Here is a 25414-nt window from a genome sequence, read left to right on the forward strand (position 1 = left end):
CGCGTCGCCATCGACCCCGTCAGGCCGCAGGCTCGTCGATCAGTCGCGACCCCACCGCGCGCAGAGCCACGGCGGCCCAGGCGCGGAAGGGGCGCCACGCCTCGGCGATCCGCCCCAGCTCGTCGTCGCCGGGGGTGTGATCGAGCCCGTACAGCGCCTGCACCGCGGCCCGTGTGTGATCCTCCTGGGTCGACAGCACGTCGGTGAGCCCGCAGGCGCGGATGAGGATGAGCGCGCTGTAGAACGGTCCGATGCCGGGAAGGCGCTGGACGTCGAGCATCGCCTCCTCCGGCGGCATCGCGGCGAGGCGCCGCGCGTCGAGCTGTCCGTCCAGGGCGGCGCGGGCGATGGCATGGAGCCGGGGGATCCGGTCGGCGGGGAGCCCCGGGAAGGCGGTGAGCGCGAGCAGCTGCTCGGGCAGCGGGAGTGCGGCCTCGTCCCGCCCCGCGAGCTCGAAGACGGCGCCGTGCTGCTCGGACAGGCGCCGGCGCAGCGCGATCCCCTGTCGTCGTGCCCGGCGCGCCGACAGCACGGCCCACACCGCCGCCTCGTACGGACTGTAGAAGTTGGACGGGCGGAATCCCGGCGAGGCGGCGTGCACCCGCGCGAGCACCGGATCCGCCGCGCACACGGCGGCCCAGGCATCGCCGTCGTGGTCCGCCGAGACCACGCGCGCCACCTGGGCCGCGATCGCGTCGAGGTCGCCCTCTCCGTGCACGGTCAGGTGGAGGGCGTCGCCCTGCTGCCGCACCGCGACGCCGACCTGGGCATCGAGCCCGTCAGTGCAGAACGCGAGCCGCATGATGCCGTCGAAGGCGGATTCGTCGCGATGCCCGAATCCCATGAGAGCGACCTCGCGGAGGTCGTAGGGCCCGCGGAGGGGCAGCGTCGTCGTGCGAGTCGTCGTGCTCATGCCGCCAGTCTGCGCCGGGGGTCGGACAATCCGGCGAGGGCGGCGTCGCGGCGGCCCCGCGCGTCAGTGCGGGAGCGACAGCTCGGCGACGCGCGCCGGACCGGCGAATGCGTCGATCGCCGCGATCCTTTCTCCAACGACGTCGAACGCCATGACCGATACCGTGCGCGCGCCGACCGTGACCACGACACCCGGCAGGCCGTCCACGAGCACGGGACGGAGCACGGCATCCGGGACCGCGAACATGAGCGCGCGGCCTGCGACAGCGGCGTCCCCGCGTACGATCGCCGTGGCGGAGAGCCCCTGCTCGACCCGCAGCTCGACGTCGGGGGAGAGCAGCGACACCAAGCGGTCGAAGTCCCCCGCGCGGGCGGCCGCGAAGAACGCCTCGACGATGGGGCGTCGTTCCCGGGCGGGGCGCGGGGTGGCGACATCCGCCGAGCGCACCCGGCGGCGTGCACGGCTGGCCAGCTGCCGCACCGCATCGGGCGAGCGTTGGAGCAGGCTCGCGATCTGCTCGAAGGGCACGTCGAACGAGTCGTGCAGCACGAACGCCACGCGTTCGGCCGGGGAGAGACGCTCGTGCACCAGTGCCAGCGCGGCGCCGACGGCCTCGGCCTGCAGCGCCTCCTCCTGCGGGCCGGGCTCCCGCTCATCTGTCTCGATGACGGGACCCGTCGTATCGTCATCGAGCGGGATCTCACCTCGTGAGGCGCGAGAACGCAGCACATTCAGACAGGCGCGGGATGCGATCGTGGTCAACCAGCCGCCGAGGTTCTGTACGTCGTCCGCGCCGGCTGCGGACGCCCGCAGCCAGACGTCCTGCACGATGTCATCGACCTCCGCCGTGGATCCGAGCATGCGTTGCGCGAGCCGGCGCAGCCGTGGTCGATGCTCCTCGAAGCTCGCGGCGAGAGAAAGTTGGTCCGTCATGTCACATCTCCTCCGGCTCGCGTGTCATCAGAGTGACCGCCCGGATCGGCGGCATCTGACGAGAAGAACGGGAAGAGTCTGACATGACCATCGACCAGACCATCGACACCACGGCCGCCGTCGCGATCAAGGCGCGGATGCCGCACCCCGCGTTCCTGCTGGAGGGCGGGTTCGACGCACTCACCGCGCTCAGCAGGGTGGCCGGTTCGACCGATCTACCGGAGGAGCTGCTGCACCTGGTGCACCTGCGGGCCAGTCAGATCAACGGCTGCAGCTGGTGCACGATCGAGCATTCCAAGGAGATGCGTGCGGACGGAGCGAGCGAGGAGCGCGTCTTCGGCGTCGCGGCCTGGCGTGAGGCGCCGCTGTTCACCGCGCGGGAGCGGGCCGCGCTGGCGCTCACCGAGGCGCTCACCCGGATCGCGGACAAGGCCGATCCAGTGCCCGACGAGTTGTGGGCCGAGGTGTCCGCGCAGTTCGACAAGCGCCAGCTGTCCGCCCTGATCGTGGCGATCAGTGCGATCAACGTGTGGAACCGCATCAACGTCGCGATCCGTCAGCCTGCCGGTCAGCGCTGATGAGCACAGGGGATCCGCAGCCTCCGTCCATCGGCGTTCAAGGCTGCGGATCCTCGGCGTCGTACGCACGGAAGCGCGGGCTGAGCCGCACGAACAGCGCGACGAGACCGATCACGAGCAGCCCGCCGAGCAGCGGCGGGAACCACAGTGCGGTGAGCGAGGCCAGCGCTCCGGCGTAGAGGGCGCCGAGGCGCGGGCCCCCGGCGACGACGATGATGAAGACGCCCTGCAGGCGGCCGCGCATCGTGTCGGGGACAGCCGCCTGCATCATCGTGTTGCGGTAGATCGAGCTGACGTTGTCCGCGGCGCCCGAGAACGCCAGGGCGAGGCAGCCGAGCGCGATCAGCAGCACGTTGGGCGCGGAGGCAGTGGCGTGTCCCGCCGGGAGGAGCGCGCCGATCAGCAGGACGGCACCGAACAGCGCGATCGCCGCGCCGTAGGCCTGCACCGCCCGGGCGATGCCGCGGCCGTGCCAGCGGTAGTGCACGATCCGCCCCGAGAACAGGCTCGAGAGGAACGTCCCGACCGCGACGGCTGCCGTGAGCAGGCCCGTGGTGACCGCTCCTCCGCCCAGGATCACGGTGCCGAGCGCGGGGAAGAGGGCCAGCGGCTGGCCGAAGGTCATCGCGCAGATGTCGAGGATGTACTGCATCCGGATGTTGCCGGCGCGCCGGAGGAAGCGCCAGCCGTCGACGAGCGAGGCGAGGCCGGGGCGCACGATCTCGCCCTCCGGCTTGAGAGCGGGGAGGGTCCACAGCCCGAGGAACATGGACAGCATCAGGATCACGTCGATCGTGTAGGTCCAGCCGTAGCCGGTGAGCGCCACGAGCACGCCGGCGAGCGCGGGGCCCGCCATGACGGTCATGCCGAAGGCCACGCCGTTGAGCGCCGAGGCCGGCGCGAGCAGCTCACGGGGGAGCAGGCGGGGCACGATCGCGGTGCGCGTGGCCATTCCGACCGAGTTGGCCGCGGCGATGATCATGCTCAGCGCGTAGAGCCACCAGATGGTCTCGCGGTGCGTCCAGGTGAGGGTCGCCAGCAGCGCGGTCGCGGCGAAGGTGATCACGGCGGCGATGAGTGCGACCCGCCGGCGGTCGAACGCGTCGGCGAGCATGCCGCCGTACAGGCCGGCGAGGATCATCGGGACGAGTCCTGCGACGGCGATCATGGAGACGGCGAAGGTGCTCTGCGTGAGCTCGAACACGTGCAGCATGACGGTCACGACCGTGAGCTGCCCGCCGATGCCGCTGAGGGTGGATCCGATCCACATCCGGGCGAACGCCGGGCTCTGCCGGAACGGGCTCAGGTCGATCAGATGGCTCACCCGTCGAGCGTAGCGGCGCTGCGGAGGCCGGGGATCCGGCTCGGCGCACGGGACCTCTCCGTGCTGATAGACTTGTGCGGTTGCCGTTCGATCGGCCGCGGATAAAGAGAGCCCACGCATTCGGCGTCGGGCACCGCGCAGCAAAGAGGAAGGGGATCACCTATGGCACTGGATGCAGACGTCAAGAAGGCGATCATCGAAGAGTACGCGACGCACCCCGGTGACACCGGATCCCCCGAGGTGCAGGTTGCGATGCTGACGCAGCGCATCAAGGACCTCACCGAGCACCTCAAGGAGCACAAGCACGACCACCACTCGCGTCGTGGTCTGTTCCTGCTCGTCGGTCAGCGTCGTCGTCTGCTCGGCTACCTCCAGGATGTCGACATCGAGCGCTACCGCTCGCTGATCGAGCGTCTGGGGCTCCGCCGCTAAGGCAGCCAGCGTACAATCGCGCAAAACATTCTTGCGAGGCCCGTCCCACGGTGTGGGGCGGGCCTCGACCTTTGTCGCGCCCTGTCCCCGCGGTCGGACGGGCTCGCGCTCCGGCGTCGAGTGGACGGGACCCCGTCGAGCGCACGGCCTGATCGCGTCGACAGCCCGTCCGCTCGGCAGCATCCCGTGCCGTCGTCGGACCCGGCCCGTCGCGGCCATTGATCCCGACGCAACTTTCCTGTAGGAAAGCAGAAGAAGCTTTCCCTCAGGAAAGCGAGATCGGCGATTCGGGGGGATCGATGGAGCAGCGGGCCATGCGGGGTGCGGAGCCCCTGGAACAGCCGGATGCGGTCACCGCGCAGGCCTATCTGGACGTGTTGCCCGACGTCCGGCAGCGTGCCGACGGCGTGCTCGATCTGCGGCGGCTCGGGCGTCTGTACATCGTGGAAGGCATCGCATCCGCCCTGTACGTCGGCGTCTATTTCATCGCCTGGGGGCTGCATCGGCAGAATCCCGACCTGCCCATCGCACCGATGAGCCTCCTCGCCGTCCTCCTCATCTGGTCGTTTCTCGCGCGCGAAGTCAGGGAAGGATACGGCGCCCGCCGCGTGCTTCGGGGTGCGCGTGCGGTCGCCTACTACGGCCTCGCCATCACCGGTGCCGTGCTCGGGCTCGCGCTCGTTCTCATCGATGGGTTCCTCGGCGCCTTCTCGTGGTTCTGGCTTCCCCTGCCCTCACTGCTCTTCCTCGCCGGAGGACTTTCGGCCGGTCTGTCTCTGCGCCATGACGGGCGGTACGACCCTTCCCGCACTGCGCCCGCGCGGGCGCCGTTCACCCGCACGGCACGGGTCGGCACGCTGGCGGTGGGTGCCTGCCTCGCGATCAGCGTCGCCCTCAGCGGGGTGGCGGCGGTCCCGGGATGGGGCCCCGGCGTCAGCTCCTTGGGGGTGTGCGCCGTCGTGATCCTCTCCCTGATCGCGGTGCTGACACGGTGATGCGCGGATCTGGGCGGCACCTGGCGGGCGCCGCAGTGGACCATGTTCGGGTTCGGCGCATCCGCCGCGGCGGCGATGGTGCTCCTCACCAGCACGCGTCCAGCGCTCGCGCCGGCGCTCGGCTTCGCCCTCGGGGCCGTGGTCCTGGTCCTGGCGGCGATCGTCAGTCGGCTCCCGGGACGCGGCGATGACTGAGGAGCGCCGCATCGACGACACGGACGGCATGCACGAGCGGCTCGCCGCGCAGGCCGCGCTCGACGCGGTGCCCGCGATCGGTGCGGCATGGCGTCCCCCGCAATCGACGGCGTTCGCGATCTCCGCCGCGATCACCTGCGTCGCGCCGATTCCGGCATTCGCGACCCCGTTGCACGGCGGCACGATCGGTGGCATCGCCGCGGGCGCGATCCTGGCGCTCTTCGTCGTCGCGGCGCTCTGGCCGGCCGGTCGCGATGACTGAGCCGCATCCGCGAATGCGCCTCGATGACACCTTCGCCGGCGCGATCCGCTTCTCGATGATGGCTGCCCTGCGCGATGGCGTGGAGATGGACTTCGCGACGCTCGCGCACGTGCTGCAGGCGAACGACTCCGCGGTGAGCAAGGCGATCGCCGCGCTGTCGGACGCCGGCTACGTCGTCAGCAGGAAGGGGCAGGTCGGCACCCGGCCGCGCACCTGGGTGCGCGCCACAGCGTCCGGTGAGCGGGCGTTCGAGGCGCACGTGCAGGCGCTGAGGGACATCGTCGCCGGTGGCGGACCCGACATCTGATCCCGCTCGCGATCGGCATCCGCGCGAGAAACCACGTCCTGCGCGAGACATCACATCAGACGTCGTCTCTCGTGCAGGAGGTGGTTCTCGCGGCGCAGCGGACGCGACGGCGTGGTCAGCGCCGGATCAGCGACACCGGACGGCGGCGGATCACGAGCGCCACGGATCCCGCGAGCAGCAGCGCGCAGACCGCCATGATCAGCAGGCTCGGCGTCCAGGTGCCGGTCGCGTCGTGGACGACGCCGAGCAGCAGGCTTCCGATGCCGGCGACGGCGTAGCCCGCGCCCTGGGCGATCGCCGAGAGGATCCCCGCGGACGACTCGTCGGCGGCGAGGCTGACGAGCAGCCCCATGGCGAGCCCGAAGCCGGCGTTCTGCGCGATCCCGAGCACCGTCACGACCACCGGATCATGACCGCCGTCCAGGGCGAACCACACGAAGCCCGCTGCCATGACGAGACCGAGGCCGGGACCGAACCACGTGAGGATCCGACGCCGGCGCGCGATCACCGGCGCCACCAGGGTCGGCACGAGCCCGATCAGGCTGAACCAGCCCAGGAGCCCGCCGGCGGCCGCCCGTGATTCGCCGTGCGAGGACAGCATCAACGGAAGCCAGGTGGTGACGGCGAAGTACAGCAGCGCCTGCAGCGAGAAGACCGCGGTCATCACGGCGACGGACACCCGTGCGTCGGCGGGGATCGAGACCGGCTCCCGGATCGGCGCGGTGGCTGCCGATCCGCGGCCCACCGCGAGCATCGCCAGCGCGGCGAGCACCGCGAGCACGCTCCAGGCGGCGAGGGCCGGGCGCAGGCCGAACGCCTCATCCAGGGGCACCGCGAGTCCGGCGCCGAGCGCCGCGCCGATGCCGAAGGACATGCTGCTGAGGCCCACCCAGAGCCCGCTCGCACCGAGCGCCTTGAGGTACGGCGGCAGCAGCGTCGCGGCGACCATGATCGCCGCCCCCGCGAGGAACGTGCCCGGCAGCAGCATCCATCCGCTGAGGACGCGCAGCACGAGGCCCGCGGCGAGCGCCGACATCGCGGCGAGGATCGCGCGGGTCGTCCCGAACCGCCGCGCCAGCAGCGGCCCGAGCAACGCGGTGAGACCGAAGGCGATCACGGGAAGCGTCGCGAGGAGGCTGCGCTCCACGCCGCCCAGGCCGAACTCGCTCGTCGCCTGATCCAGCAGCGCGGAGACCGAGGTGATCGCCGGTCTCAGATTGACGCCGACGAGGAGCGCGGCGCCGAGCGCGAGGGCTCGGGCGGCGGTCCCCGTCGGCGCCGGCCGGGCGCGGCCCCCCGCGCGCCCGGCCGGGACGACATGGCCGTCGACCCGATCAGCTCGCGAGGACACGGAGCCCATCGGCGACGACGCGTCCGTCGTGCAGGACGGTCCGGTCGGTGCCGCGGTCCATCACGGCGCTGGTGGGGGTCTGCCCGTCCACGAGCAGCAGGTCGGCCCGGTCGCCGATCGCCGTGCCGGGGCGGTCCTTCACTCCCGCCAGGCGCGGCACGTCGTGCGACATGATGGCGGCTCCGCCCATCGTCGCGATGGCCAGGCACATCTCGATGTGCTCGTCGCGGCGGAAGTTGTTGGTGAACGCGAGCTGCCAGGTGCGGTCCAGCATGTCGCCGTTGCCGTAGGGGCTCCAGTAGTCGCGCTGGCCGTCCTCGCCGAGCCCGAAGCGCACGCCCGCCTCGGTGAGGGCGACGAGCGAGAGCTGGTTGCGTGCGGCCGGGGCGACGCTCGCCATGGCGATGTCGAGTTCGGCGAACTCCTCGATCAGGCGGCGACTCGTGGCCTCGTCCACGCCGCCGAGCTCGTACGCGTGCGACAGGGTGACCTTGCCCTGCATGCCCAGAGCCCGCACCCGCTCGAGCACGAGGTCGGTGCTGAACACGCCGAGGTGTCCGGGTTCGTGCAGGTGGATGTCCACCTCGACCTGGTACTTCTCGGCGAGACCGAACACGACGTCGAGGTGGCGCACCGGGTCGCGGTCGAGCTGGGAGGGGTCGATCCCGCCCATGACGTCGGCGCCCTGCTTGAGGGACTCCTCGAGATAGTCGACGGTGCCCTCCTCGAGCAGGATCCCGGCCTGCGGGAACGTCATGACCTGCACTTCGGCGACTCCGGCGAACTTCTCCTTGGCGGCCATCACCGAGTCGAACTTCTCCAGCTTGCAGTCCACGTCGACCTGCGCGTACGACCGGACCCGGGTGGTGCCGCGCGCGATCATCGTCTCCAGGGTCCCGGCGACGATCTCGGCATGGGGCACGTCAGTGTTGCGCCAGTTGCGGCGGTCGTTCATCATCATCGCCCACACCCCGGGGGCGCCCGTGTGCTCCCGGAACGGCAGCCCGATGCGCGAGGAGTCCAGGTGCACGTGCACGTCGCTGAACGAGGGCAGCAGCAGCCGGCCGCGACCGTCGACGTCTCCTGCCCCAAGCGGGACGCTCTCATCGTGGGGGCGCACGGCGGCGATGCGGCCGTCCTCGATCACGACGTCGGATGCGGGGCCGCCCCAGGGGCGGGCGTCACGAATCAGCAAGGATCTTCCTCTCTTCGGGGGAGCTCGCCGCGAACGCGGCGGCCTCGGCGGGATGGTGGCAGGCGACGGCGCCGGTGGGCACCTGCTCCACGCACATCCTCTTCCTCTCCTCGTCGAGGAGGGCGAACACGGGGCAGCGCGTGCGGAACACGCAGCCGCTGGGCGGGTTCGACGGGTGCGGCAGGTCTCCGGAAAGGCGGATGCGTCCGCTGCGGTCGGCGTTCGGGTCCGGCGAGGGCACCGACGACAGCAGCGACTGCGTGTAGGGGTGCCGGGGCGCGTCGAACACCTCGTCCCTGGTGCCGATCTCCATGATCTTCCCGAGGTACATCACGGCCACATCGTTCGCGAAGTGCTTGACGACGGAGAGGTCGTGGGCGATGAACACGTAGGAGATCCCGGTGTCGTCCTGGATGTCCTGGAGCAGGTTGATCACCTGCGCCTGCACCGACACGTCCAGCGCCGAGACGGGCTCGTCGCAGATCACCACGTCGGGTTCGAGCGCGAGCGCGCGGGCGATCCCGACGCGCTGCTTCTGCCCGCCGGAGAACTCATGAGGGAAGCGGTTGTAGTGCTCCGGCCGCAGCCCGACGCGATCCATGAGCGACTGCACGCGCGCCTTCAGGCCCTCCTTCGGGGCGATGCCCTGCGCGCGCAGCGGCGCGGCGATCGCGGCGCCCACGCTCTGTCGGGGGTTCAGCGACGATGCCGGATTCTGGAACACCATCTGCACCCGCCGGCGGAAGTCCTGCAGCTCGGACCCGGTGAGCCCCGCGACGTCGGCGCCGTCGAGGCGGATACTGCCGGCGGTCGGCGTCAGCAGGCGCATGAGCAGGCGGCCCGCCGTCGACTTGCCGCACCCGGACTCGCCGACGAGGCCCAGCGTCTGGCCGCGCTCGAGGCTGAACGAGACCCCGTCGACGGCGCGCACGGTGCTCTTCGGGCGGAGGAAGCCCTTCGACACGGAGAAGTGCTTGGTGAGGGACTCGACCTGCAGCAGCGGTGCGCTCATCGTGCGGCCTCCGTCATCGTGGGGGCGCCGGGGGCATCCGCGACGCCGAGGTTCTCGGACAGGTGGCACCGGGAGCGGTGCGATCCGGCCCCGTGCAGCTCCGGCCGCTCGGTGATGCAGCGATCCCCGGGCACCAGGTGCCGCACCGGGCAGCGCTCGGCGAACAGGCAGCCCTGCGGAAGGTTCAGCAGAGAGGGCGGGAACCCCGGGATCGGCGTGAGCCTGCCGGCGTCGTCCGCCATCGAGGGCATCGAGGCGAGCAGCCCCTTCGTGTACGGGTGGGCGGTGTGCGCGAACGCGTCCTGCACCGTGGCGTGCTCGACGCACTGACCGCCGTACATGACGACGACGCGCTGGCAGACCTCGGCGACGACGCCGAGGTCGTGCGTGACGTAGACGACCGCGGATCCGGTCTCCTGCTGGAGCGAGGCGATGAGGTCCAGGATCTGCGCCTGGACGGTCACGTCCAGTGCCGTGGTGGGCTCGTCGGCGATGAGGAGCTCCGGCTCGCAGATCAGGGCCATCGCGATCATCGCACGCTGCCGCATGCCGCCCGAGAACTCGTGCGGGTAGGAGTCGTAGCGGGAGACCGGATCCGGGATCCCGACCCGCGCGAGCATGTCGATCGCCTGGGCCCTGGCCGCCTTCGCGCTCACGGCGTTGTGCACGCGGTACGCCTCGGCGATCTGCGTGCCGACCGTGTAGAAGGGGTGCATGGCCGACAGCGGATCCTGGAAGATCATGCCGATCTTGCGGCCCCGGTAGGGGCGCATCTCGTTCTCGCTGAGCGGCACGAGGTCGGTCCCCTCGAAGAGGATCTGCCCGCTGACCCGCGCGCTGGTCCCCTTGAGCAGTCCCATCAGGGTCTGGCTGGTGACCGTCTTGCCGGATCCGGATTCGCCCACGATGCCGATCGTGTCGCCGCGCTCGAGGGTGAGATCCATGCCGTTGACGGCGTGCACGAGCCCGTCGTCCGTGGGGAAGTCCACCCGCAGGTCGCGGATGTCCAGGAAGGGGGAGGCCATCAGCTGATCCTCACTCTGGGGTCGATGCCGGCGTAGACCAGGTCGACGATGACGTTGGCGGTGATGATGAAGAACGCGGCGAGCATGGTGATCGCCATCGTCACGGGCAGGTCGCCGGCCACGGCCGCGTGCACCGCGGTGAATCCGAGGCCGGGGACGGAGAAGATCTGCTCGGTGAGCACGGCGCCGCCGAGGAGCGCGCCGATGTCGAGGCCGAGCATCGTGACGATCGGGGTGATGCCGGCGCGGACGCCGTGCCGGAACACGATGGCGCGCCGTCCGAGACCCTTGGCGCGGGCGGTGCGCATGAAGTCCTCGCCGAACGTCTCGATCATGTTGTTGCGGGTGATGCGGATGTACTGCGCGCTGAACAGCACCGCGAGCGCGATCCAGGGCAGCAGGTAGTTCGTGAACCAGGCGGCCGGACCCTCGGGGCCGGCGGGGCTGAAGATCTGGTTGCTGGTGAACGGCAGCCAGTGCAGGGTGCTGACGAAGACGAGCAGCAGCAGGAGACCGGTGACGGGGATCGGCAGCGAGACCCCCACCGAGGCGGCGCCGACGATGATCTTGTCCGTCGGCCTGCCCTTGCGCAGCGCAGCCAGCAGGCCGAGCCCCACGCCGGCGATCGTCCACAGCACGACGGCGCCGACCGCGATCGACAGCGTGTACGGGAGGGCGCGGGCGAGCACGTCGGTGACGTTCTCGTTGGTCTGGAAAGACTTGCCCAGGCACGGCCAGGCGCAGAGCTGCTCCGCGCCGGGGGCGCCGATCATCCGCGGGCCGATGAAGCCGGAGAGGTAGGCGAAGTACTGCACGAAGAAGGGCTTGTCCATGCCGAGCGCGATGCGCGCCTGCTCGATGCGCTCGGGCGTGCACTCCTGCCCGCAGGCGGCCGCCGCGGGGTCGGAGGGGCCGATCTGGAAGAGCGCGAACGTGACGAAGCTCACGACGAGGAGAAGGATGACGAGGCCCGCCACGCGGCGGACGAGGAATCCGAACATTGCTGTCCCGTGCGGGGCCGGCCGATGCTGCCGGCCGGCCCCGTCCTTTCAGGGGTGAGGCGTCAGTTCTTGACGCCGACGGTGGACAGGTCGATGCTTCCGAAGAAGTACCCGACCTGGGCGTTCTGGATCTTGGATCCGACGACGCTCGAGGTGTACGTGCGGAACAGCGGCACGATCGGGTAGGTCTCCATGGCCTTGTTGTAGAGCTTCGTCCACTCGGTGTTGAGCTCCTCGGACGAGCCGTTGGTGTCGCGCAGCTTGTACATCTCGCCCGAGATGGTGGGGTCGAAGTAGCGCGAGATGTTGCTGAACCCGTAGGTCGTGCCGTCCAGGCTCGGGCCGAGGTTCGGGTCGACCGTCGTGCGGGTCGATGCGGAGGCCGCGCCGCCGCACCAGCCGGCGCGCGCGATGTCCGGCATCTGGTCGCCTGCGAGGGTGGTGTAGTAGTTCGGCGCCGGGATCGCGACCATCTGCAGGTCGATGCCGAGCTCCTTGAAGTTCTGCTGCAGCACGGTGCCGAGGTTCTTGAACCGCTCGGTGGCGTTCGAGTAGCCGTAGGTGAGCGTCTTCGGCACGGTCTTGCCCTGCAGGAGCTTCTTCGCCTCGTCGAGCTTCGGCTTGCCGTTCGGGTCGAGGTCGATCGTCGGCGGGATCCAGCCCACCTGCGCGTCGTTCAGGTACGAGTTCGTCAGCTGGCCGAAGCGCTTGCCGCCGTACTGCACCTGGATCGCGGCGCGGTCCATCGCGAGCGCGAGAGCGTGGCGCACGTCCGGATCGGTGATCGTGGTGGTGTTCAGGTTCAGCACGTCGGTGCAGCCGAGCAGTCCGGCGGCGGTACGCGGCTTGATGGTCGCATCGGTGAGACGCGCCGCATCCGAGGCCTGCAGGGCGCCGTTCGAGTCCAGCGTGATCGCGGTCGGGTCGGAGTCGCTCAGGAGCTGCTGGCTGATCGTCGCCTGCGCCGTGGACAGCGAGAAGGAGAACGTGTCGGGCAGGGCCGTGCGGTTCTCATCGGTCTTCGCGTCCCAGTTCGGGTTGCGCACGAGCTTGAGCTCGCGGCCGCGGTCGTAGCTCGAGATCATGTACGGCCCCGACGAGATCGGGTGGTTCGTGTAGTCGAGCTTGGTGTCCTTCGCCTGCGGCACCGGGGCGCTGTTGGAGCGCGATGCGAGCGAGGGGAAGTCGGGGTACGGCTGCTTCAGGTGGAAGATCACGGTCTTCGCGTCCGGGGTCTCCACGGCGGCGAGGTCTCCGCCGGTGTACGGGCCCTTGTAGGTGTCCGCGTCGAGGACCGCGTTCAGCTCCTGCGGGGCCTGGGTGTAGACGTCGCGGGCGAAGGTGCGCTCGATGCCGTACTTGATGTCGGCGGAGGTGATCGGGGATCCGTCCTCGTACTTGAGGCCGTCCTTGAGCGTGTACGTCCAGGTGAGGCCGTCCGAGGAGACCTTGCCGAGGTCGGTCGCGAGATCGGGGACGATCTTCGGCGGCTGGCCGGCCGTCTCCTTGGCCATGGTCAGCGTGCGGTAGTAGAGCTGACCGACGTTGGCGGTCTGGACGTAGTTGCTGTTGCCCGGGTCGAGCGTCTGGAAGTCGCTCGACATCAGCACGTTGACGTTTCCGCCCTTGGTGCTGAAGCCCTCGTTCACGACGTGCGGGGCGTAGGGGTTGTTCGCGTTCGAGGAGCCGGACGCGGAGCCGCTCGGCGCGGATCCGGCCGCGCAGCCGGTCACGGCGAGCGCGACGGCCACGACGGAGGCGGCGAACAGGGGACGACTGTGTCTCATGGTGCTTCTTTTCTCGGGGTGGGTGGTGGGGCGAACTAGGGGTCAGCTGCGCGAGGCCTTGGGATCCAGCGCATCGCGCACGGCGTCGCCGAGCAGGTTGAACGCGAGGACCGTGATGACCAGCGCGATGCCGGGGACGAACAGGAACCAGGGATCGACGAGGTACCAGTTGCCGGACTGGGCGGCGTTGAGCATCTGTCCCCAGGACGGCGTCGGATCCTTGACGCCGACTCCGAGGAAGGAGAGCGCGGCCTCGGCCGAGATGTTCGTGGGGATCATCATGGTCGCGTAGACGAGCACGACGCCGGACACGTTCGGGATGACCTGGGTGAACAGGATCGTGCGCTTGGATGCGCCGTAGGAGCGCGCGGCCTCGATGTACTCCTGCTCCCGGATGCTGAGCACCTGGCCGCGGACGACGCGGGCGAGATACGCCCAGCCGAAGAATCCCAGGATGATCACGAGGGAGGCGATCGGTACGAAGCTGCCCTGCCCGAGTGCGGTGCCCCGCAGGCGGGACTGCAGGATGGGCGTGAGCGAGAGCACCAGGAGCAGGTGCGGGAAGGCGAGGAACAGGTCGATCAGGCGGCTGATGACCATGTCGACCTTCCCGCCGAAGAAGCCGGCGGCCGCGCCCAGGATCGTTCCCAGCACGACCGAGACCAGCGTCGCCAGCAGCGCGATCGTCAGTGACACCTGGGCGCCGTAGGCGAGCCGTGCGAAGAGGTCGCGGCCGAGACCCGGTTCGACGCCGAGCCAGTGCTGGGCGGACGGATAGATGAACTGCGGCAGCGGCAGGCCCGGGGTGTTGAAGTCGTCCAGCATGTCGGGGCCGGTGTGCGTCATGAACGGGTCCTGGCCCTCGATCGCGGTGAGGACCGGTGCGAGGAGCGCGAACAGGATGATCGCGACGACGACGCCGAGCGACACGAGCGCGATCTTGCTGCGCTTGATGCGCAGCCAGGCCGTCCCGAGGAGGGAGCGGCCGGTGGCGATCTTCGGCATGATGACGGCCTCGGTCTTCGGGGCCGTCGGCAGGGTGTCCGTCACGATCTTCCTTGATGCTCGGGGACGGGGGTTGCTGGAATTGTATACCAAACCAGTAGGATATGTATACCAAACGAAAGCCATCTCTGACCAATCCCCGTCGTTTCGGGGGCATCTCGCGGAGAAAGCTCGGCTTTTGGATACCAATCGACTCTCGGGAGAATGAGACCTGTGCGCACCCTGATCACCGCCGATCATGTCCTTGCCTTCGACGGCACAGCCCCCGTCGAGCTGCGCGACGGCGCGGTCGTCATCGAGGGGGAGCGGATCGCGTTCGTCGGCCCCCGGGCGGAGGCGCCGCGCGACGTCGAGCGCACGATGGAGCTCGGCGAGAGCCTGCTCATGCCCGGGCTGATCGACCTGGACGCCCTCACCGACATCGACCACCTGATCCTCGACTCGTGGTCCACCGCGGAGCACGCCCGGCGCCTGCAGTGGTCCGCGGACTACCTCCTGCGCCGGCGCCATGTCTTCGACACGGCCCAGCGCCGGCGCATCCGCGAGATCGCGCTCGTACAGCTCGCCCTGCACGGCATCACCAGCTACATGCCGATCGCCTCCGAGGTGCACTCGGTCTGGGCGGAGACCGCCGACGACTTCCTGGCGATGGCGGAGTACTCGCGCACGCTCGGGCTGCGCGGATTCCTCGGGCCGTCCTATCGCTCGGGCGTCAACGTCGTGCGGGACGGACAGCGCGACATCGCGTTCGACGAGGCGGAGGGGGTCGCGGGCCTCGCCGAGGCGATCCGCTTCCACGACACGGTCCGGTCCTGGAGGGATCCGCTGCTCACGCCCGTGTTCCTGCCCTGCCGCATCGAGACGCTGACCCCCGAGCTGCTCGCCGCGACCGCGGACGCGGCGCGGCAGCGCGGAGCACTGGTCCGCCTGCACGCCCTCCAGGGCGATTTCGAACGGGACTGGATCCTCGAGCGCTACGGCTGCACCCCGCTCGAGCTGATCCGCGCGCAGGGGCTGCTGGACGACCGGCTGATCATCCCGCACGGCGTCTTCCTCGACGTCAATCCCCGGGTGTGGGGCGAGGACCGCGGCGATCTCGCGACGCTCGTCGACGCCGGCGTCTCGATCGTGCACTGTCCGCTCACGAACGCGCGCTACGGCTCCGAGCTGGAGACGTTCGGGCGCTACCGTGACGCGGGGCTGAACATCTCGCTGGGCACCGACTCGTTCCCGCCCGACCTCATCCGCGGCATCGACACCGGCGTGTCCGTCGCGAAGGTGCAGAACCGCTCGCTGGCCGCCGGGGACCTCGCCGGCTACATCGAGGCCGCGACGCTCGGCGGCGCGAGGGCGCTGCACCGCCCGGATCTCGGGCGCATCGCCGAGGGCGCGTCCGCCGACCTCACGGCCTTCCGGTTGTCGGATGTGCGCTTCGGGCCGATCGAGGACCCGCTGCGCAACCTCGTGCTGGCCGGAAGCGCGCGGGACGCGTGCCTTACGATGGTCGCGGGCCGGGTCGTGATGCGCGACGGAGCGATCGACGGCGTCGACCTGCACGCCGTCCGCGACGACGCACAGGCGCTGTTCGATGTGATGCGCGCCGGGTACGACGAGCGCGATCACCTCGGCGGCGGGGGACTGTTCCCGCCCGTGTTCCGGCGGATGGGGGAGAGGATGGGCGATGGAGAGCGGTCCTGAGGCGGAGCACGCGGCGCTCGCGCTCGCCGATCGCGTCTACCGCGACGTCCTGCGCTCCATCATCGAGGGCGAGACGGCGCCCGGCGCCTGGTTGAAGGAGCGCGAGCTCTCCGAGCGCTTCGAGGTGTCCCGCATCCCCGTCCGCCAGGCGCTGCAGCGCCTCGAGGCCGAGGGGTTCGTCATCGCGTCCCGACACAGGGGCGCGAACGTCACGCCGCTCACCCGCGCCGACGTGCACGACCTCTTCGACACCCGCCTCTGCTTCGAGCCGTTCGCCGCGCAGCGCGCAGCGGAGCGCGTGCGCGACGGGTCGGAGAGCATCGACCGGCTGGACGAGCTGCACGAGGCGGCGTCCGTCGCGGATCCCCAGGTCGCACGGGCGGCGAGCATCGATTTCCATTCCGAGGTCGTCCGCCTCAGCGGCAGCCGCCTGCTGCTGCGCAGCCTCGGTCCCCTCGCGGGGCGCATGGAGTGGGTGTTCCGGCTGACCAGGGAGGCCAGGGACCGGGAGCAGACCGATGAGCACGTCGACCTCGTCGAGGCGATCGCGCACGGACGCGGCTCGCTCGCGGCGGCGCTGATGTACGCGCACATCGAGATGAGCAGGGAGCCCGTGCTCGCTCAGCTGGACGGAGTCCTGGACGGCTGACCCCCTCCGCGCCGTGGATCAGGCCGGTGCGCCGACCAGGTCCGCGTGGTGGATCGCGGCGACGTCGGGGTGCGCGCGCAGGCGCGACTTCAGCGCGTTCTCGCCGTACAGCGCGTGGATCTGATTCGCGGGATCCTTGGTGACTCCGCGCGCCTGGGCGGCGAGCTCGGCGGGAAGCTCGATGAGCGGCAGGCGGGCGTCGAGCGCGGGATTGAAGAAGAAGGGGATCGAGATCCGCTCGTCGGGAGCCTTCGGCGAGACCACGCGATGGTTCGTCGCCTTGAGGTAGCCGTCGGTGGCATACTCCAGGAGCTCGCCGATGTTGACGACGAACGCGCCGTCGACCGGAGGAGCGTCGACCCAGGTGCCGTCGCGCTCGACCTGGAGGCCGCCCTTGCCCGGCTCCACCCACAGCAGGGTGAGCACGCCGGAGTCCTTGTGCGCACCGACGCCCTGCTGCGGCTCCGGCTCGTGGGAGCCCGGGTAACGGACGATCTTGATGAGCGTCGACGGATCGCCGAAGTTCGACTCGAAGTAGTCCTCCGCCGCGCCGAGCGCGAGCGCCCAGGCCCGCAGCAGCTTGCGCGCGACGCCGGAGAGGTGCTCGTGCCACTCCGCGACGACCTCCCGCAGCTCGGGCTGCGCCTCGGGCCACAGGTTCGGGCCGATCAGCCGGTTGTAGCCGGGGCCTCCGTGGACCGCGGTCCGCTCGGGACCGATGTCGATCTGCTCGCGCCAGTCCACCGCACCCTGGGTGCGCTCGCCGCCGATGCGCGTGTAGCCGCGGAAATGCGGGCTCTTCACGTTCTCGATCGCCAGCTTGTCGTCCTCCGGCAGCGCGAAGAAGTCTTTCGCCGCCCGGTGCAGGCGCCGCTCGAGCTCGTCGGTGACCCCGGTGCCGGTCAGGTAGAAGAACCCGACGTCGTGGGTCGCCGCGCGCAGGTCGTCGCGGAATCGGGCCGCCGCCTCCTCTCCGGCGTCGAGCTGGGACAGATCGAGGATCGGGAGGTTCAGTTCGGCCATGAGGCGAGGCTAGGTCCGGGTGGCCGGCCCCGGCGCGAATGTTGCCGAGGATTACTCCGGGCCCGGGCGGCACGGCCGTCGCGGGGTCGTCCGTCACAGAGCGACGCCCACGATGCGGAAACGCGGAGGACGGGTGCTACGCTTTCTGAGGTAAGGGATGCCTTACCTCAGAAACGTCAGGAACAGCCCCTCCCGTGTTCGCCACCTTCCTCATCGGCCTTCGTGAAGGCCTCGAAGCCGCGCTCGTCGTCGGCATCCTCGTCGCCTACCTGAAGCGCCTCGACCGCAGGGACGTGCTTCCCCGGCTCTGGACGGGCGTCGGCGCCGCCGTGCTCCTCGCCCTGGCCATCGGCGCGGTGCTCACGTTCGGCGCCTACGCGCTCACCTTCCAGGGGCAGGAGATCATCGGCGGCACGCTGTCGCTGGTCACGGTCGCCATGGTCACCTGGATGATCTTCTGGATGCGCAAGGCCGGCCGCACGATGAAGGCGACACTGCACGGGGGCGTGGATCGCGCCCTCGAGGCGGGCACCGTCTGGGCGCTCGTCCTGGTCGGCTTCGTCTCGGTCGCACGCGAGGGCGTGGAGACCACCCTCCTGCTCTGGTCGATGGTGCAGTCCTTCGGCGACGCCCCTTCCGCCATCCTCGGGGCGGCACTCGGCCTCGTCGTCGCCGTGCTCGCCGGCTGGCTGCTGGCCCGCGGCGCGGTGCGCCTGGACCTGTCCCGCTTCTTCACCTGGACCGGCGGCTTCCTCGTCATCATCGCGGCGGGCGTCCTCGCCTACGCGATCAGCGACCTGCAGGAGGCGGGCGTCGTGCCGGGGCCGTTCACGTCGGCGGCGCCGCTCGACGCCTCGGGCGCCGTGCTCGTGGGCTGGGCAGGGCTGCCGTTCGGCTGGGCGTTCGACGTCACCTCCGCCATCCGCCCAGACAGCGCGCTCGCCGTCCTGCTGCAGGCCACGGTCGGCTTCATGCCGAGGATGAGCTGGATCCAGGTCATCGCCTGGGCCCTCTACCTCCTGGTCGTCGGCACGCTGTTCGTGCGCGGCCTGCGCCGCCCTGCGTCGCGTGCCGCGGCGCCCTCCGATTCCCCGTCCACCGCCGCAGGAGCGGCTTCCGGCGCGCCCGTCGCCGCGGAGCACGCCGCCCGGGTCGCCTCGCCGACCGCCACTCCCGAAGGAGCCTCATGACCCTCGCCCGCCGATCGATCGCCGTCCTCGGCGCCGCCGCCGCCCTCGGTCTCGCCCTCACCGGGTGCGTCGCCAAGGCGGACGTGTCCGCCGCCGGACGCCTCACCGTCTCGTCGACGGCCGACGGGTGCGCCGTCTCGGCCGGCACCGCGACCAGCGGCACGCTCGCCTTCGACGTGAGCAACAAGGGCGACGAGGTCACCGAGTTCTACCTGCTCGCCGAGGACGGGGTCCGGATCGTCGGCGAGGTGGAGAACGTCGCTCCGGGAGCATCCCGGACCCTCACCGTCGTCGCGCAGCCCGGCAAGTACTTCACGGTCTGCAAGCCCGGGATGATCGGCTCCGGGGTCGGCAAGACGGCGTTCGCCGTGACCGGCGAGAAGGTCTCCGAAGCCGGTGGCGACGCCGCGCAGAAGAAGAAGGCTGTCGACCTGTACGCGGCCTTCGTCAAGGACCAGGTCGGCCAGCTTCTCCCGGCGGCGAAGGCCTTCGCAGAGGCCTATCGCACGGGGGACGACGCGGCCGCGAAGGCCCAGTTCTCCGTCGTGCGCTCCTACTACGAGCGGATCGAGCCGGTCGCCGACAAGCTCGGGACGCTGGATCCGCGACTCGACTTCCGCGAGCTCGACGCCAAGGCCGACGGGATCGACTGGACCGGCTTCCACCGCATCGAGAAGGACCTGTGGGTTCCCGCCGCCGGCGCGATGAACTCCGACGGCACCACCCCTGCGAACCTGGACTGGGCGCCCTCCACCCCCGAGCAGCGCGGTGCCTTCGCCGACAAGCTCGTCGCGGACCTGCAGGAGCTGTACGACCACGTCCACTCCGACGCCTTCCTCAAGGATCTGGACGCGCAGGGCATCGCCGGCATCTCGAACGGCGCGATCTCGCTGCTGGACGAGGTCGCCAACGGCAAGATCACCGGCGAGGAGGACTGGTGGTCGGGAACCGACCTGTCCGACTTCGCCGCGAACGTCGAGGGCTCGAAGATGGCGTTCTCGCTGGTCAGGGACTTCGCGGACGGCAAGGGCGACGAGGGGCGCAAGCTGGTCGCGCAGATCGACCGCGGCTTCTCCGCGCTCGAGGCCGAGCTGGCCGTGCACGGCTCGCTGAAGGACGGCTTCGCCCCGTACTCGACCGTGACCGAGACGCAGAAGCGCGACCTCACCGACCTTCTGAACGCGCTCGCCGAGCCGCTCTCCAAGCTCACCAGCACGATCCTGGGCTGAGATGACCGCGCCTGAGTCCGAGGAGGGGCGCACCCCTTCGCCCGAGCCCGCGGAGGGGATTGCCGCCGAGGGGTCGGATCGTCGCGGCATCAGCCGTCGCGGCCTGATCGGATGGGCGCTCGGCAGCGGTGTCGCCGGCATCGCCGTCGGTGCGGGCGGTGCGGCCGCCGTCGCCGCCACCGGCGTGCTGGGCGGATCGGCCCCCGCGGACGAGTACGCGTTCGAGGGCGCCCGCCAGGCGGGGATCACGACGCGCGTGCAGGAGCACCTGCACTTCGCGAGCTTCGACATGATGCCGCGGGCGAGCCGGGACGACCTGATCTCACTGCTGCAGGACTGGAGCTATGCGGCCTCGCGGCTCACGAAGGGCCTGGACGTCAGCGCGTCCGGGGCGGTCGGGGGATCTCCGGAGGCGCCGCCGGACGACACCGGGGAGGCCCAGGGGCTCACCGCCGCGGGGCTCACGATCACGTTCGGGCTCGGCCCCTCGCTGTTCCTCGCGGAGGGGGACCGCTTCGGGATCGCCGCGCGGCGGCCACCGGTGCTCACCGACCTGCCGGGTTTCGTCGGCGATGCGCTGGACGCCGCCTACACGGGCGGGGATCTGTGCATCCAGGCCTGCGCCGACGACCCGCAGGTCGCCGTGCACGCGGTGCGCAATCTGAGCCGGATCGCGTTCGGGCGGGCACGGCTGCGCTGGTCGCAACTCGGCTTCGGGCGCACGTCGCGCACGTCCGCCGACCAGCAGACGCCGCGCAACCTGTTCGGCTACAAGGACGGCACCGCCAACATCCTCTCCGACGATGCGGCGGCCCTCGACGAGCACGTGTGGGTGGCGGAGAAGGACGAACCCGCGTGGATGGCCGGCGGCTCCTACCTGGTGGCCCGCAAGATCGCGATGCTCGTCGAGACCTGGGATCGGCTCCGCCTCGCCGAGCAGGACCGCACGATCGGCCGCGCCAAGGGCAGCGGCGCTCCGCTCTCCGGCGGCGGGGAGATGACGGAGCCGAAGTTCGCCGGGCATGCGATCGACGAGAACTCGCACGTCCGGCTCGCACATCCCACGGTCAACGACGGAATCAGGATCCTGCGGCGGGGCTACAACTACGTCGACGGCAACAGCGACCTCGGGCGCCTCGACGCGGGGCTGTTCTTCCTGTCCTATCAGCGCTCGCCGGAGCAGTTCGTCACCCTGCAGAAGCGCCTGTCGACCGACCTCATGAGCGAGTACATCCGCCACATCGGCTCGGGTGTCTGGGCGATCCCGCCCGGTGCGGAGAAGGGCTCGTACGTCGGCGCCGGCCTCTTCGCCTGAGGCCTGTCCGGCAGCTCGCATCTCCCTCCGCCCGCTTCCCTCCGTCCCCTGAGCGATGCGCGTCCGGGGAGCGGATGACGGACAGGGGAGGGAAACCCGGGATGGATGATGTCCGGGATCCGGGGAATACTTCTCGAAGGACGGCGTTTCACCAGATATATTCAAGTGAATAGAAATCTGAAGGAGACACAGTGAGCGAGTCGAGCACCTGGTCGGGCATGCAGTTCGGCCTCATGTCGGTCAGCGACATCACCCGCAACCCGGTCACGGGGGAGACCCCGAGCGAGCGCGAGCGGATCCAGAACACCCTCACGATCGCCAAGCACGCCGAAGAGGTCGGTCTCGACGTCTTCGCGATCGGCGAGCACCACAACCCGCCGTTCTGGTCGTCGAGCCCCACGACGTTCCTCGCCGCGCTCGCCGCGCAGACCGAGCGTCTCATCGTCTCGACCTCGACCACGCTCATCACCACGAATGACCCGGTGAAGATCGCGGAGGACTACGCGATGCTGCAGCACGTCTCCGGCGGCCGCATGGACCTCATGATGGGCCGCGGCAACACGGGGCCGGTCTACCCGTGGTTCGGTAAGGACATCCGGCAGGGGCTGCCCCTCGCGATCGAGAACTACGCGCTGCTGCACGAGCTGTGGACGAAGGACGTCGTGGACTGGGAGGGCAAGTTCCGCACCTCGCTGCAGGGCTTCACCTCCACGCCGCGGCCGCTCGACGGCGTCGCCCCGTTCGTCTGGCACGGCTCCATCCGCACGCCGGAGATCGCGGAGCAGGCCGCCTACTACGGCGACGGGTTCTTCGCGAACAACATCTTCTGGCCGAAGGAGCACTACCAGCGCCTCATCGAGCTGTACCGGCAGCGCTTCGCGCACTACGGCCACGGCACGCCAGAGCAGGCGATCGTGGGTCTCGGCGGGCAGGCGTTCATCCGCCCGAACTCCCAGGACGCGGTGAACGAGTTCCGTCCCTACTTCGACAACGCCCCGGTCTACGGCCACGGCCCGTCGATGGAGGACTTCACCGAGATGACCCCGCTCACCGTCGGATCCCCGCAGCAGGTCATCGACCGCTACGCCGCGATGCGCGACCACTACGGCGACTATCAGCGCCAGCTCTTCCTCATGGACCACGCGGGGCTGCCGCTGAAGATCGTGCTCGAGCAGCTCGACCTGCTCGGCGGCGAGGTCGTGCCGGTGCTCCGCAAGGAGCTGGCGCAGAACCGCCCCGCCACGGTGCCCGACGCGCCGACCCACGCCGCGCGCGTCAAGGCGGTCTACGGCGACGGACCCTCGCGCGAGGCGCGCCCCGGAGCGAACCGCGGCGACAACCTCACGGCGGGCTCGCCCTATCAGGACGGCGGCGCGGTCCCGGCCGCGGCGGGCTCGTCCTTCGGAGCCGCGGCCACGAAGGGGGCGAACTGAGATGGGCGCCCGTCGCATCGCGGTGATCTCCGCAGGGCTCAGCAACCCGTCGTCCACGCGCATGCTGGCCGACCGCCTCGCGGCCGAGACCGCGCACCGGCTCACCGAGCTCGGCTCCGAGGTCAGCGTCGACGTGATCGAGCTGCGCGATCTCGCGCACGACATCACGAACAACCTGCTCACCGGATTCGCCCCGCCCGCGCTGGACTCGGCCATCAACACGGTCGTCTCGGCCGACGGCCTGATCGCCGTCACGCCGATCTTCTCGACGAGCTACTCCGGGCTGTTCAAGTCCTTCATCGACGTCCTCGACCCGGATGCGCTCTCCGGCAAGCCCGTGCTGATCGGGGCCAACGCCGGCACGGCGCGGCACTCGCTCGCGATCGACTACGCGATCCGCCCGCTGTTCACCTACCTGCACGCGGAGCCCGTGCCGACGGGGGTCTTCGCCGCCTCGAGCGACTGGGGGGCGAATGCCGACGAGGTCGCGCCGCTCAGCACGCGCGTCGAGCGCGGCGCGCGGGAGCTCGCGGAGGCGATGGCCCGGCGGGAGCCCGCGGCCGACAAGGATCCCTTCGATCCGGGCAACTACCTCGGCGAAGGGCGCTCGTTCGGGCACCTGCTCGGCGGTCTCGCAGGGGAGTAGGGCCGCGCAGCGCGCAGGGGCATGACGCCGCAGGGAATGTCCGTGGGGCATCCTAGGGTGGCGTCATGCCCCTTCTCTCTGCGTTCGACTCCCTTCCCGGTCGGCTCGACGGATCCCTCCTCCGCGCCGGAGACGACGGGTTCGACGCCGCCCGCCGCCCGTGGAACCTCTCGATCGATCAGCTGCCGGCGGCCGTCTCAGCCCCGGCGGGGCTCGACGACCTGCGCCTGATCCTCGCGGCCGCGCGCGAGGCGGGAACGCCTCTCGCCGTTCAGCCGAGCGGGCACGGCGCCTCCGGGGACCTGTCCGGCGCGGTGATCGTGCGCACGGCGGCCTTCGACCGGCTCGAGATCGATCACGACGCCGGAGTCGTGGTGGTCGGCAGCGGCGTGCGCTGGGGCGCCGTCGTCGACGCGCTCGAGGGCAGCGGATGGGCGGCGCCCGCGGGGACGAGCCCCGTCGTCTCCGTCGCGGGCTACACGCTCGGCGGCGGGCACTCCTGGTTCAGCCGCACGGCGGGTCTCGGATCCGACAACCTGCGCGCCGCGTGGGTGCTGCGGCCCGACGGCACGCACGAGCGCATCGACGACGGCAGCGACCCCGAGGCGATGTGGGCGCTGCGCGGGGCGGGCGGCGTCGTCGGGATCGTCACCGCGCTCGAGATCGACCTCGTCCGCGCCCCGGCGCAGTGGGGCGCCGCGCTGACCTTCGACGCGGCGGACACCGCCGCCGTGATCCGCGCCGTGCGGGATCTCGCCGCGGTGGCGCCCGCGACGCTCAACGTGTTCGTGAACTCGATGCGGATGCCGGACGTCCCGATGCTGCCCGAGGCGATCCGCGGCAAGAGCTTCCTGACCGTCCAGGCGCTGTCCGCCGACGGCGCGGCCGACGCGCTGCTCGACGGCGTCCGTCGTTCAGGCGCCGTGCAGCGGGAGACCACAGGCCCGACCTCGCTCGCCGCCCTCGCCGCGGCCTCGGGGGAGCCGACCGAGCCGACCGCGGGCCGGGGCGCCTCCGTCGCGCTCGATCGCCTGGACGACGCGACGATCGAGGCCCTGGCGGAGTTCCGTCAGGCGCCCGAGCAGGCGCCGATCGTCGGGATCGACCTGAGGATGCTGGGCGGAGCGCTCGACGCACCGCGACGATCCGGGTTCGCCTCGCTCGCCTCCGCCTCGTGGCTCCTGCACGCGCTCGTGCCGGACTTCCCCGGGGCGCCGACCGGGCCCGGCGATGCGAGCATCGTGGGGCTGGTCGACCTGCTCGCGCCGGCCGTCGCCGATCGGACGGTGCCGACGTTCCTCACGCCGGGGCAGACGCTCGAGCGGTGCGCCACGGAGTCCGACCTCGATCGGCTCCGGGCGGTGCGGGCGAGCGCCGACCCCGACGCCGTCCTGCACGAGGGACGCCTGCCGCGCTGAGATCCGCCCTCGGCGACGGCGGGCGTGCCTGAGCCAGGCCTCGTGAGTCGGTCAGCCGATCGCGGCGAGGCTCTGCACGGTGGCCGACACGGCCTCGGCGAGCTCCCGGCCCTTCACGGAGAAGTGCCAGCGGAAGTAGTCCTGGTGCTCGTCGTGCTCGTGGAAGTGATGCGGGGTGAGCACCGCGGAGAACACCGGGACGTCGGTGCTGAGCTGCACGCGCATGAGCGCGTCGACGACGGATCCGGCGACGAAGTCGTGCCGGTAGATGCCGCCGTCCACGACGAGGGCGCTCGTGGCGATGGCGTCGTAGCGACCGGTGCGGGCGAGGCGCTGCGCGTGCAGCGGGATCTCGAACGCCCCGGGAACGCGGAACACGTCGACCTGGTCGATGCCGAGCTCGGCGAGGCGCTCGATGAAGGCGGAAACGGCCTGTTCGACGATCTCGGCGTGCCACTGCGCGGCGACGATGGCGATTCTGGGCATGGTGGACTGCTC

The 25414-nt window shown here is 70.7% G+C and carries 25 protein-coding genes and 1 pseudogene; 14 read left to right on the plus strand and 12 right to left on the minus strand.

The features are described 5' to 3' along the window. Positions 1-19: 19 nt before the first annotated feature. Complete coding sequence (locus WFJ17_RS06235) at positions 20-913, minus strand: DNA-3-methyladenine glycosylase family protein (RefSeq protein ID WP_336647956.1); 894 nt, start codon at positions 911-913, stop codon at positions 20-22. Positions 914-976: 63 nt separating this feature from the next. Then, positions 977-1846 carry a sigma-70 family RNA polymerase sigma factor gene (locus WFJ17_RS06240; protein ID WP_251444563.1) on the minus strand — a complete coding sequence of 290 codons (870 nt, stop codon included), beginning with the start codon at positions 1844-1846 and terminating at the stop codon, positions 977-979. Positions 1847-1929: 83 nt separating this feature from the next. On the opposite strand from WFJ17_RS06240, the gene WFJ17_RS06245 reads away from it, so the two are divergent. Continuing rightward, entirely contained in the window at positions 1930-2424 is a 495-nt protein-coding gene (locus WFJ17_RS06245; protein WP_251444562.1) for a carboxymuconolactone decarboxylase family protein, read from the plus strand. Positions 2425-2461: 37 nt separating this feature from the next. On the opposite strand, the gene WFJ17_RS06250 is transcribed toward WFJ17_RS06245, so the two are convergent. Further along, positions 2462-3694 (minus strand): MFS transporter, encoded by a 1233-nt coding sequence (locus WFJ17_RS06250; protein ID WP_442927975.1) that lies wholly within the window; start codon positions 3692-3694, stop codon positions 2462-2464. Between the two features lie 216 nt (positions 3695-3910). On the opposite strand from WFJ17_RS06250, the gene rpsO reads away from it, so the two are divergent. The 5 genes from rpsO to WFJ17_RS06275 all read left to right on the plus strand — a co-directional run bounded on the left by rpsO (position 3911) and on the right by WFJ17_RS06275 (position 5939). Then, positions 3911-4180: a 30S ribosomal protein S15 gene (rpsO, locus tag WFJ17_RS06255; RefSeq protein ID WP_045251768.1), complete on the plus strand. Its 270-nt coding sequence runs from the start codon at positions 3911-3913 to the stop codon at positions 4178-4180. A gap of 299 nt (positions 4181-4479) precedes the next feature. Continuing rightward, positions 4480-5175, plus strand: coding sequence for a hypothetical protein (locus tag WFJ17_RS06260; protein WP_336647958.1), 696 nt, complete (start codon positions 4480-4482; stop codon positions 5173-5175). A gap of 42 nt (positions 5176-5217) precedes the next feature. Further along, on the plus strand, positions 5218-5370 hold the full coding sequence (locus tag WFJ17_RS06265; protein WP_336647959.1) for a hypothetical protein: 153 nt from the start codon (positions 5218-5220) through the stop codon (positions 5368-5370). Beyond that, positions 5363-5632, plus strand: coding sequence for a hypothetical protein (locus WFJ17_RS06270; RefSeq protein WP_336647960.1), 270 nt, complete (start codon positions 5363-5365; stop codon positions 5630-5632). The genes WFJ17_RS06265 and WFJ17_RS06270 overlap by 8 nt, the downstream gene beginning before the upstream one ends. 13 nt (positions 5633-5645) lie before the next feature. Further along, positions 5646-5939: a transcriptional regulator gene (locus tag WFJ17_RS06275; protein WP_336647961.1), complete on the plus strand. Its 294-nt coding sequence runs from the start codon at positions 5646-5648 to the stop codon at positions 5937-5939. Positions 5940-6054: 115 nt separating this feature from the next. On the opposite strand, the gene WFJ17_RS06280 is transcribed toward WFJ17_RS06275, so the two are convergent. The 7 genes from WFJ17_RS06280 to WFJ17_RS06310 all read right to left on the minus strand — a co-directional run bounded on the left by WFJ17_RS06280 (position 6055) and on the right by WFJ17_RS06310 (position 14360). After that, positions 6055-7290, minus strand: a complete 1236-nt coding sequence (locus WFJ17_RS06280; RefSeq protein ID WP_336647962.1) for an MFS transporter — start codon at positions 7288-7290, stop codon at positions 6055-6057. After that, positions 7274-8485: an amidohydrolase family protein gene (locus WFJ17_RS06285; protein WP_336647963.1), complete on the minus strand. Its 1212-nt coding sequence runs from the start codon at positions 8483-8485 to the stop codon at positions 7274-7276. The genes WFJ17_RS06280 and WFJ17_RS06285 overlap by 17 nt, the downstream gene beginning before the upstream one ends. Next, positions 8472-9497: an ABC transporter ATP-binding protein gene (locus tag WFJ17_RS06290; protein ID WP_336647964.1), complete on the minus strand. Its 1026-nt coding sequence runs from the start codon at positions 9495-9497 to the stop codon at positions 8472-8474. Before WFJ17_RS06290 ends, WFJ17_RS06285 begins: the two co-directional genes overlap by 14 nt. Further along, a complete protein-coding gene (locus tag WFJ17_RS06295) occupies positions 9494-10522 on the minus strand; it encodes an ABC transporter ATP-binding protein (RefSeq protein ID WP_251444553.1) in 1029 nt (342 codons plus the stop codon). Before WFJ17_RS06295 ends, WFJ17_RS06290 begins: the two co-directional genes overlap by 4 nt. Beyond that, positions 10522-11523, minus strand: a complete 1002-nt coding sequence (locus WFJ17_RS06300; protein ID WP_251444551.1) for an ABC transporter permease — start codon at positions 11521-11523, stop codon at positions 10522-10524. The genes WFJ17_RS06295 and WFJ17_RS06300 overlap by 1 nt, the downstream gene beginning before the upstream one ends. A 62-nt stretch (positions 11524-11585) precedes the next feature. Further along, entirely contained in the window at positions 11586-13310 is a 1725-nt protein-coding gene (locus WFJ17_RS06305) for an ABC transporter substrate-binding protein (protein WP_251444549.1), read from the minus strand. Positions 13311-13352: 42 nt separating this feature from the next. After that, positions 13353-14360, minus strand: coding sequence for an ABC transporter permease (locus WFJ17_RS06310; RefSeq protein ID WP_336647965.1), 1008 nt, complete (start codon positions 14358-14360; stop codon positions 13353-13355). A 159-nt stretch (positions 14361-14519) separates the two neighbouring features. Here WFJ17_RS06310 and WFJ17_RS06315 point away from each other — a divergent pair, with 159 nt between their 5' ends. Both WFJ17_RS06315 and WFJ17_RS06320 read left to right on the plus strand, forming a co-directional pair. Then, the gene (locus WFJ17_RS06315; RefSeq protein ID WP_374208775.1) at positions 14520-16013 is read left to right on the plus strand and encodes a chlorohydrolase family protein; all 1494 of its coding nucleotides are present in this window, start codon (positions 14520-14522) and stop codon (positions 16011-16013) included. Then, on the plus strand, positions 15997-16662 hold the full coding sequence (locus WFJ17_RS06320; protein WP_295032812.1) for a GntR family transcriptional regulator: 666 nt from the start codon (positions 15997-15999) through the stop codon (positions 16660-16662). Before WFJ17_RS06315 ends, WFJ17_RS06320 begins: the two co-directional genes overlap by 17 nt. An 18-nt stretch (positions 16663-16680) precedes the next feature. Here WFJ17_RS06320 and WFJ17_RS06325 read toward each other — a convergent pair whose 3' ends face one another. Then, entirely contained in the window at positions 16681-17685 is a 1005-nt protein-coding gene (locus tag WFJ17_RS06325; protein ID WP_336647966.1) for an isopenicillin N synthase family dioxygenase, read from the minus strand. A gap of 194 nt (positions 17686-17879) precedes the next feature. On the opposite strand from WFJ17_RS06325, the gene efeU reads away from it, so the two are divergent. The 6 genes from efeU (at position 17880) to WFJ17_RS06355 (ending at position 24916) form a co-directional block, all read left to right on the plus strand. Continuing rightward, positions 17880-18875, plus strand: coding sequence for an iron uptake transporter permease EfeU (efeU, locus tag WFJ17_RS06330; RefSeq protein ID WP_251444539.1), 996 nt, complete (start codon positions 17880-17882; stop codon positions 18873-18875). Beyond that, positions 18872-20104, plus strand: coding sequence for an iron uptake system protein EfeO (gene efeO, locus WFJ17_RS06335; protein ID WP_336647968.1), 1233 nt, complete (start codon positions 18872-18874; stop codon positions 20102-20104). The genes efeU and efeO overlap by 4 nt, the downstream gene beginning before the upstream one ends. 1 nt (position 20105) lies before the next feature. Continuing rightward, complete coding sequence (gene efeB / locus WFJ17_RS06340; RefSeq protein ID WP_336647969.1) at positions 20106-21419, plus strand: iron uptake transporter deferrochelatase/peroxidase subunit; 1314 nt, start codon at positions 20106-20108, stop codon at positions 21417-21419. 218 nt (positions 21420-21637) lie between these two features. Beyond that, positions 21638-22852 (plus strand): LLM class flavin-dependent oxidoreductase, encoded by a 1215-nt coding sequence (locus WFJ17_RS06345; protein ID WP_336648180.1) that lies wholly within the window; start codon positions 21638-21640, stop codon positions 22850-22852. 1 nt (position 22853) lies between these two features. Continuing rightward, positions 22854-23498 carry an FMN reductase gene (locus WFJ17_RS06350; RefSeq protein ID WP_251444534.1) on the plus strand — a complete coding sequence of 215 codons (645 nt, stop codon included), beginning with the start codon at positions 22854-22856 and terminating at the stop codon, positions 23496-23498. A 65-nt stretch (positions 23499-23563) separates the two neighbouring features. Beyond that, positions 23564-24916 carry an FAD-binding oxidoreductase gene (locus WFJ17_RS06355; protein WP_336647970.1) on the plus strand — a complete coding sequence of 451 codons (1353 nt, stop codon included), beginning with the start codon at positions 23564-23566 and terminating at the stop codon, positions 24914-24916. 51 nt (positions 24917-24967) lie between these two features. Here the strand turns inward: WFJ17_RS06355 and WFJ17_RS06360 are convergent. Beyond that, positions 24968-25408 (minus strand): annotated as a pseudogene (locus WFJ17_RS06360) (6,7-dimethyl-8-ribityllumazine synthase); the annotation flags it as partial. Positions 25409-25414 lie beyond the last annotated feature (6 nt).

Source organism: Microbacterium sp. MMO-10, assembly GCF_037148715.1.
In the GTDB taxonomy this organism is placed as follows: domain Bacteria; phylum Actinomycetota; class Actinomycetes; order Actinomycetales; family Microbacteriaceae; genus Microbacterium.